Genomic DNA, 8,900 nt, shown 5'->3' with positions numbered 1-8,900 from the left:
CCCAGCCAGCCCGGCAATGCGGCTCGTGCAATGCCTGCTGCGATATCCTCGAAGTGGCGGCCGTCGACAAGCCGGTGAACCAGCTGTGCAGGCATTGGCAGACGGGCACTGGATGCACCATCTACGAGCGCCGTCCGCAGATGTGCCGTTCCTTCGTCTGCGCCTGGCTGCAGGGCCATCTGGATGACGACTGGTTTCCGGCGAAATCGGGCATCATCGTGCATTTCAGCCAGGACGCGGTCAACGTTACCGTCGATGACCATTGCCCCGATCGCTGGCGGGAGGAGCCCTATTTCAGCAAGCTCGCCGAATGGTCGCTGAATGGCATCAAGAGGATCGGAAACCGCGGCTACGCGACCCTCGTCGTCTCCGGTGCCGGGCGGTTCCTGCTGCTCGGGCGAACCGTCGTTCCGGAGCCGACGCTGTTCGGCACCGCGTTCCTCCCGCTCACCGCCGACACATTTCGATTCTGGCGGGCGAAATCCCCGGAGCATCTGCAGCGGCTGCACGAGCGCATCGCCGAGATCGAGCGGATCAGACAGGAATTCGGCTCCTGCACAATTCCCTCGAATGAGGACGACGATCCGCAAGCCCCCTATCGGCCGGCGCTTCTACGGCTGTCGCACCACGCCTAAACTCCGACGTCGTCGACGCGGCCTAACCCGCTCTATGCCGCTCGACTCGCGCTGGTTGCGGTCTAGACGGGCAGACCACGTTGGACGCCGTGGTGGCCATGAATCTCAAGGACCTGCCGGCGCCTCCGCCTCTTGCCGCGGCGGCTGAAGTGGTCTTGATCGCGCGATCCGAACCCAGCTCTTGATCACCCAAAGCTACTCATCATTCCACACTCCACTCGTTCTTCAGAACATGTCGGAGATCCGTGGTCCGCCTGGTGCAAAAAAAGCCCCGGCGGTTTCCCGCCGGGGCTCTCTGTCAGGTCGTTAGACCGAACTTACCAGTTGCGCTGAGCGCGGAGGAGCAGAACGAGCGTGTCCTGATCCTTCAGCTCGTACACGGCGGCCGGCTTGGCCGTCGTGCCGGCACCAGCGTAAGCAACCGTACCAGCGTACTTCTGGTCCAGATGGGTCCAGGAGAGGTCGGCCGAGAACGTCAGGTTCTTGACCGGGGTCCAGCGGGTGATGACACCGACCTGGCCGATGGCGAAGTCAGGATTACAACCCGTCACGCCCGCCAGGCCGCCGAACACGCCGCCAGCACCGCCAGCGCCGCAGAGGGTGGTCTTGGCAAGAGTGCCGTACTGCGCCTGAGCGTAAGCACCGTAGATCGCGGTGTTCCAGTATGGATCCCAGTTATGGGTGTAGGCACCGCGGAAGCCCCAGGTCTTGACGGTTTCCTGACCGCTGCCGGTCACGAACACGGTGTCCGGAGCGATGGCGAAGCCGACGCTCTGGTAGGCAACGCCGGAGCTGCCGAACATCGAGTAGCTGCCGCCCGCCAGGTTCTGGAAGTTGTAGCGGGATGCGCCGTCGGTGTAGACGCCCTGGATGTTGATCACGTCACCCGCGCCAGTCGGGATGTTCTTGATCGACAAAGCGAGCTGAGCAGCCCAACCCCACTTGTCGTCGGGATGGCCAGTCGGCTCGGTGGCGCCGTAGTAGGCAACGTGGTTGTCATGCGCAGCGACCGACGCCTGGAACAGACCCCAAGCCTGGTCGACACGGACCATACCGACGAGGTTCGGCGAACGCGAACCGCCGATGGCGTTGGAGCCATACGAACCGCCGATCATGCCAGCCGCAGTCGCGCCAGTCATGTTCAGGTTGCCAGCCTGGTAATAGGCCGTCGCATCTTCAGCCGAGAACGACGCCGTCACGCCCTGACCGAAGTCAGCGGTGTAGGTGAACTGGTTGACACCAGTGACCGTGCCGGAACCGCCGACGAGGCTGTCGAAGTTGTTGCCGGGATAGTTGGTCCAGGGCGCGTCGAACTGCGACACGGCCTTACCCATGGTGAAGCCAGCGAACTGGATGAAGGCGTAGTACACGCCGAGCGAACCGCCGGAGGTCGCGCCGTCGGTGCCGTTGACGGCCGAACCAACGAGCGCCGGGGCGGCGCCGGAGGTGTTGAGCGCCAGCGTGCTGCTGTAGGCAGTGGTACCGGTCGCGCTGCCGGTGCCGGCGTAGTTGCCGGTGGTCCAGGAGAACACGCCGTCGAAGAAGGTACGGACGACGCCGTACTCGGTCGCGGTGCGCGTGTCGATGTTGAGATCTTCACGAGCGCGCATGGTGTAGTAGTTCGTCAGACGGTTGCGCGCGCCGTTGTTCGACGTGAGCTGACCGCTGAAGTCCGAGTTGGTGTTCAGCGCGACTTCAGCGCGCAGATAACCACCCAGCTTGATGCAGGTGTCGGTGCCGGGGATGTAGTAGAAACCCGCACCGTACAGGGAGCAGATCTTCACGTATTCGACCGCTTTGGCCTTCACGGGGAGATCGGCTGCCTGCGCTCCGCCAACAGCGAGCAGACCCGCCGCGGAACCGAGCAAAAGGCTCTTAACCAACTTCATGTTAAACCTCCAAGTTTGCCATAGGGAAGGTTCCGGATCCGCTGGGTGAAGACACCCTAAGGTTGGTTCCCTTGTCCCTTAAATTCACCGCTTAGTCGCTTCGCGCCTTCGGACACACCCGCTGAACGCGAGGGACTTAAGCGAACCACCTAAGACGGGACGACCTCGGGATGCCCCCCTCCGTCGCTCAGTCACAATTACCGAACCCCCTTGCACACACAACAACAGAACGCTTCAGAACCGGCCGATCGAGCGTGTTTTCCAACGGGTGTTGCACAAATAACACAAAGATGTGATCAGGGCGTCTTTGTAACACTTTGAATCTGCTGATCTTTTTCGACGGGTTTAATCTGCCATCAAAAGTTCCGGCACCAGCCCCTCACATTCTTGGAGACGCCTCGCTGTGGGTCTGGGGCGTCCGAATCGTGGAATCAACCAGGGACTCGCCGTGCGCCAGTCCTTCGGGAACTGGCTGGCCTGACCATCAAGCGGCTGCAAGATCGACAAAATATCGATCTGCGAATCGTCGATCGCTTGCAGGACTTCACCGTCGAGCTTGTCTCGCAATCGACAAAGCGATGAAATGACTCTTCGAGCCGCTTGCGGAGATCGCTGTTGTCGTCAGGACCGATTGAAAACGCGTACGTCTCGAAGCGATCGGGATATTGCCTATCGATATCTCGCAGTGAGCTACCCAGCTGGATGCTCTACGTCCTGACTATTGTAAGATGAGATCCGTAGCGCCGGAGTCCTGACAGTTGAAGAATGAAACAGCGTGCCAGATCGTCCCTGCTTTGATTTCCAAGGGCCGTTTCCACGGAAAGAGAAATCGCCAGACAAGGCCCTCCCTGATTGCGGCGACGCCTGGCGCGACGGGGCAGATCCTCGGCCGGCGAGCGAATGATCCCACTAATAGTGAGAGCGCCCTCCCCGCAGCCTATAACACGGGACCCCCGTCAGCCGATCTGAGGGGCAATCACCGCTCATAGTTTGTGGCGAATCGCGGAAAGAGACAATTAAATCAATCGCTTGCAAATGAATCACTGATGAGGCGGTCGGCGACGAAGGCAGTCGTCCCACACGCGGGCCATTCGATCCAATTTGAAAGCAAAATCAATCGTTTATATGGATGAAGGGACCCTTTGTCCGCGCCAGAACCACTCTTAATACAAGCGCCAGAACCTCCAGCTTGGCGTCCGTTATCGCGGTGTTACGTTCTCGGCCCGAGAGCAAACCGCTTGGTTTCGGAATTCGCTGGGAATATTTGAGCAAAAACACACGCTTCCAAATTGACCAGCCCAAGTAATTAGATGCATAAGGCTCGCACCGGAGAGGTGGCCGAGTGGCTGAAGGCAACGCTTTGCTAAAGCGTCATACGGTCTCAAGCTGTATCGAGGGTTCGAATCCCTCCCTCTCCGCCACTCCGCAGCTGTCCGGCCCGAAGACATGGGTAACGGAACGTACCTAAGACATGGGTGACAGCCTCGTGCCGAACGGGTTGTCGAGAGGTTGCAGGGTTTTCTGCTCCGGGTCGAAGTATCCCAGATCATAGTGCAAGGGCGCGATCTAAATCCGCCGCCTCTGATCTGCGCCCAGTCATCTCGTCGGGATCGCTCACGCCGCTCCGAATCCGGATGGCGGACCACGAGGGAACCGATTAGCGAAAATCAGGTTCGCCTGCGAAAACGACCGCCGGGACGTGATTCACCGCTCAGTGGGCGGAGACCCAGGCCCTCGCCTCGCGCTGGGCGGCTGAGATATCGGCATCCGACATCTGCCCGGCGACTTCCTGGCGCAGCGTCACGGCGTCCTTGCGGCCCTTGAGCGCGGCGAGGTTGAACCATTTGTGCGCGGCGACGAGATCGACGAGGCCGGCGCGTCCGCTCGCCCAATAGAGGCCGCGCTCGAACAGCACGTCCGACAGCGCGCCTGCGTCGATCGGCGTCGCGGTCTCCAGATCGAAAGTACCCTGAAACATAACGCATCCCCTTTTTTCTTATGCCGTCTCGTCCCCCGAGCGCGGCTCCCGTCCGATCAACTGTTCAACTCATCCCCGAGGCTTTTTGCCCGTGCCGTTTGCCGGCTTGTTGGAGGTAATGATGGCGGGCAAATTTGAATGGCAGTTTAAGTATCGCGATGAAGCAGACGTAAACGCGCCCGCGCCAGGCGCGCACGACAAATGCAAGAAATCCCTATTTTGCAGGGACTTCTGCAATTCGTCAGATTCGGTTTACCTTGGGATTTTGGGAGAACGATAACCATTGCGCACGGTGACGCGCGTCCTGTGGTGTCCCCGCCTGCTGTCGTCACCGTATTCCAGAGACAGCAATGGTCCCACGAGAAGCTGCGGGGTACTGGATCGCCCGGTCGGAGCCGGGCGATGACACCGCGAATGGAGAAGAGGTGCGCGAACTGCCTGCAATTGCGCTGCAGCCTCCCTGCTCAAGCAGGGCGCGCATATGAAGAAGTATATGGCTGGAAGCTCGACTGCGGCCATCCTTCGAGACGCCCGCCTGCGGCGGGCCCTCAGGATGAGGGATGAGGATGCGGCAGCATCAACGTAGATGGATGCAGCCGAGCCTCATCCGGAGGGGACCGCTAAGCGGTCCTCTCGAAGGACGAGGTGCTCGCTCAGGCGCCGCTGACGTCATATGCGACAACCCTGACTGCTCAAGGGCAGAACGGCCACATCGCGGTCAGATCAACAATGTCGGGATATGGGAATGCCGGCAATACCCCGGCCTCATGAGAACGAGGGCGTCGGCGAACACGTCAGGACCAGATTCCACGTTGGCCGAAGGCCGCCTGTGAAATTGCGGAGCCCCTTACGGAGAACCGCACCGAACGAAGAAAACTTGTTTCTTCTGCCGGATCGGGCTTAGCGAGCGAACCCGCGAAGAGAACGATCCGACCGTTGACCTGATGTCTCGCCGACACCCTCTATCGTCGACCAGAACCTTTTGAGAGGCGCTGATGACGTGCCGGCTCTCTAGGAGCCGGCAACTTCAAAAAGCGAAGTTACTTCTTCTTGGCGACCTTGCGGGTCTTCTTCGCAGTCTTCTTCACTGCGCTCTTCGCCTTCTTCGCCTTCTTTGCCTTCTTAGCTTTCTTGGCCATGTTGCCCTCCGATGTGTGAGATGGCTTAATCGCTGCATGCAGTCGGGGATCGAGTGCACACTCATCCCGAATACACCAACACAACGAAAAAAACAGCGTCTCGCTTAAAGAAGTGTTGACGGCGAAACGCGCCTGCGCTGGCGAACGCGATGCAAACGGACTGCATGAGGTGTGCTTGCGATCGCAGAGAGTGCCCGCGGCATCGACGTTTGCAAAAGATGCGATTGTAGAAAAACACTATGCAGCAAGTATTTTCTTGCACGCGTGCATCGCGCACGATCGTTGCAATGATGCATCCTGCCGATCGCGCGAGCGCCTCGCGAAGGCGCTTCGCGGACTCTGAGTCGCGACTTTTGGCAACGAAAATATTTTCATGATTAACGGCGCGAGCGCTCGTCAGAGCGCGTGCAAGTCGCCGTTTTGCGCGAATCGCGTGACGGCGATTCGGTCGGCGTGTCGCGTTCGATCGGGATGAAGTTCGTCGCAGAGGATGTGCGCGAGCGTCGCATCGCGAACCGAAAGCGAGGTGACGACGCCTGTCCGTCACCTCGTTCGAACGCGCGAGGTCAGATGCCGAGCTTGGACTTGAGCAGCTCGTTGACGCTCTGCGGGTTGGCCTTGCCGCCGGATGCCTTCATCACCTGGCCGACGAACCAGCCGAGTGACTGCGGCTTGTCCTTGACCTGCGCCGCCTTGTCGGGATTGGCCGCGATGATGTCGTCGACAACCTTTTCGATCGCCGAAAGATCCGTGACCTGCTTCATGCCGCGGCTTTCGACCAGTGCGCGGGGATCGCCGCCCTCCTGCCAGACGATCTCGAACAGATCCTTGGCGATCTTGCCGGAGATCGTACCCTCGCCGATCAGGTCGATGATCCCTGAGAGCTGTGCGGCATCGACCGGAGAGTCCGTAATATCCCGGCCTTCCTTGTTGAGACGACCGAACAGCTCGTTGATCACCCAGTTCGCGGCGACCTTGCCGTCGCGCGCGCGGTTGGCGAGTTTCTCCAACACGGTCTCGTAGAACACGGCACTCTCGCGCTCGGCGACCAGCACGCTGGCGTCGTAGGCCGACAGGCCGAGATCCGCGACGAAGCGCGTCTTCTTCTGGTCCGGCAGCTCGGGCAGCTCAGCCTTCAACTCGTCGACGAAGCTTTGCGAAAACTCCAGCGGCAGCAGGTCGGGATCGGGGAAGTAGCGATAGTCGTGCGCCTCTTCCTTGGACCGCATCGACCGCGTCTCGCCCTTGTTGGGGTCGTAGAGCCGGGTCTCCTGGTCGATCGCGCCGCCGTCCTCGAGGATTTCGATCTGGCGCCGGGCCTCGTACTCGATCGCCTGGCCGATGAAATTGATCGAGTTCATGTTCTTGATCTCGCAGCGGGTGCCCAGCGGCGCGCCGGGCTTGCGCACGGAGACGTTGACGTCGGCGCGCAAGGATCCCTTCTCCATGTCGCCGTCGCAGGTGCCGAGATAGCGCAGGATCGAGCGCAGCTTGGTCACATAGGCCTTGGCCTGCTCGGCATCGCGGATGTCGGGTTTCGACACGATCTCCATCAGCGCTACGCCGCAGCGGTTGAGATCGACATAGGACATGGTCGGCGACTGATCGTGCAGCAATTTGCCGGCGTCCTGTTCCAGATGCAGCCGCTCGATGCCGATGGTGGCGGTCTTGCCGCCGTCCAGTTCGACCACGACCTCGCCTTCGCCGACGATCGGCGACTTGTACTGGCTGATCTGGTAGCCCTGCGGCGAGTCTGGATAGAAATAGTTCTTGCGGTCGAACACCGAGCGCAGATTGATCTGCGCGTTCAGCCCGAGGCCGGTCCGGACAGCTTGTCTGACGCATTCCTCATTGATCACAGGCAGCATGCCCGGCATCGCCGCGTCAACCAGCGACACATGCGAGTTCGGCTCGCCGCCGAATGCGGTGGGGGCGCCGGAGAACAGCTTCGCGTTCGACGTCACCTGAGCGTGGACCTCCAGGCCGATGACCATCTCCCAGTCACCGGTTGAGCCCTTGAGAAGTTTGTGGGGTGCGGCAGGTGCGTTCATGGCTTGCTCCCGAGCAGCGTGGCAGCGATCCGCTCCCACTCTGCCTGTAATGAATCCGTTGCCACGGGCTGGCCGGCCTGGCGGTACCAATAGCCGGCGTTGCCGAGGTCGCCCTCGACCCGGTGCAGATAGGCGTGCACCCAAGCGGCCGCGCGGCCGCTCTCGTCCTGGACGATCTTGTGCGCCTCGTCCCAGTCGCCCTTGGCGGCCCACCATAGTGCGGCAAGTGGAGCGCTGAGGTCCGGCGGCGGCGCGGCGCCGTCGAGGCTGGCGATATACGCCGCCATCTTCACCACCATTTCGCCGGCGTGAAGCGGCCGGCGGCCTGCTCGATCACCTCGCCGAGCGAGAACAGCGTCTCCTCGTCGAAGGGACGGCCGATCAGCTGCAGGCCGAGCGGCAGGCCCTGCGCATCCTTGCCAGCGGGCACAGCGATGCCCGGCAGGCCCGCCATGTTCACGGTCACCGTGAAGATGTCGTTGAGGTACATCTCGACGGGGTCCGCGCCACCCTTCTCGCCGATGCCGAAGGCCGCCGACGGCGTCGCCGGCGTCAGGATCGCGTCGACGCCCTTGGCAAAGCAATCCTCAAAGTCCTTCTTGATCAGCGTGCGCACCTTCTGGGCGCGCAAATAATAGGCGTCGTAATAGCCGGCCGAGAGCACGTAGGTGCCGATCATGACGCGGCGCTTCACCTCAGCGCCAAAACCTTCTGCACGGGTGTTCTCGTAGAGTTCGTTGATGTTCCCGCCCTGCTCGCGCAGGCCGAAGCGCACGCCGTCATAGCGCGCGAGGTTGGAGGACGCCTCCGCCGGCGCCACGATGTAATAGGCCGGCAACGCGTATTTGGTGTGCGGCAGTGACACTTCGACGAGCTCGGCCCCGGCCGCTTTCAGCCAGGCCGCGCCCGCTTCCCAAAGCTTTTCGATCTCGGCCGGCATGCCGTCGAGACGGTATTCCTTGGGAATGCCGATCTTCATGCCCTTCACGGACTTGCCGATCGCGGCCTCGTAGTCCGGCACGGCCATATCGACCGAGGTCGTGTCCTTGGGATCGTGGCCAGCCATCGAGCGCAGCAGCATCGCGGCATCGCGCGTGCTGCGCGCGATCGGACCAGCCTGGTCCAGCGAGGAGGCAAAGGCGACGATGCCCCAGCGCGAGCAGCGGCCATAGGTTGGCTTGATGCCGACGGTCGCGGTGAACGCCGCC

Annotated in this window: 6 protein-coding genes and 1 tRNA gene; 2 read left to right on the top strand and 5 right to left on the bottom strand. The window is 61.4% G+C overall.

All coding sequences use genetic code 11. The features are described 5' to 3' along the window. A partial coding sequence (locus tag IVB32_RS09875) for a YkgJ family cysteine cluster protein (protein ID WP_247410270.1) occupies positions 1-635 on the top strand: 635 nt, incomplete at its 5' end. 317 nt (positions 636-952) lie between these two features. Here IVB32_RS09875 and IVB32_RS09870 read toward each other — a convergent pair. Further along, positions 953-2,524: a porin gene (locus IVB32_RS09870; RefSeq protein WP_085357377.1), complete on the bottom strand. Its 1,572-nt coding sequence runs from the start codon at positions 2,522-2,524 to the stop codon at positions 953-955. A gap of 1,328 nt (positions 2,525-3,852) precedes the next feature. Between IVB32_RS09870 and IVB32_RS09865 the strand changes: the two genes are divergently transcribed. Further along, positions 3,853-3,945, top strand: a tRNA-Ser gene (locus tag IVB32_RS09865). A 290-nt stretch (positions 3,946-4,235) separates the two neighbouring features. On the opposite strand, the gene IVB32_RS09860 is transcribed toward IVB32_RS09865, so the two are convergent. From IVB32_RS09860 to IVB32_RS09845, 4 genes are all read right to left on the bottom strand, one after another. Next, the gene (locus IVB32_RS09860) at positions 4,236-4,502 is read right to left on the bottom strand and encodes a hypothetical protein (protein WP_085351418.1); all 267 of its coding nucleotides are present in this window, start codon (positions 4,500-4,502) and stop codon (positions 4,236-4,238) included. A gap of 1,705 nt (positions 4,503-6,207) precedes the next feature. Further along, on the bottom strand, positions 6,208-7,692 hold the full coding sequence (gene gatB, locus IVB32_RS09855; protein ID WP_204511383.1) for an Asp-tRNA(Asn)/Glu-tRNA(Gln) amidotransferase subunit GatB: 1,485 nt from the start codon (positions 7,690-7,692) through the stop codon (positions 6,208-6,210). Then, positions 7,689-7,991 carry a hypothetical protein gene (locus IVB32_RS09850; RefSeq protein ID WP_085383246.1) on the bottom strand — a complete coding sequence of 101 codons (303 nt, stop codon included), beginning with the start codon at positions 7,989-7,991 and terminating at the stop codon, positions 7,689-7,691. Before IVB32_RS09850 ends, gatB begins: the two co-directional genes overlap by 4 nt. Further along, the coding region (locus tag IVB32_RS09845; protein ID WP_247410269.1) for an amidase family protein at positions 7,982-8,900 on the bottom strand (919 nt) is incomplete at its 5' end. The genes IVB32_RS09845 and IVB32_RS09850, both read right to left, overlap by 10 nt.

Source organism: Bradyrhizobium sp. 23 (genome assembly GCF_023073295.1).
Classification (GTDB): domain Bacteria; phylum Pseudomonadota; class Alphaproteobacteria; order Rhizobiales; family Xanthobacteraceae; genus Bradyrhizobium; species Bradyrhizobium canariense_D.
Note: the sequence above shows the minus strand (reverse complement) of the source record. Positions and strands in the feature narration are given on the sequence as shown.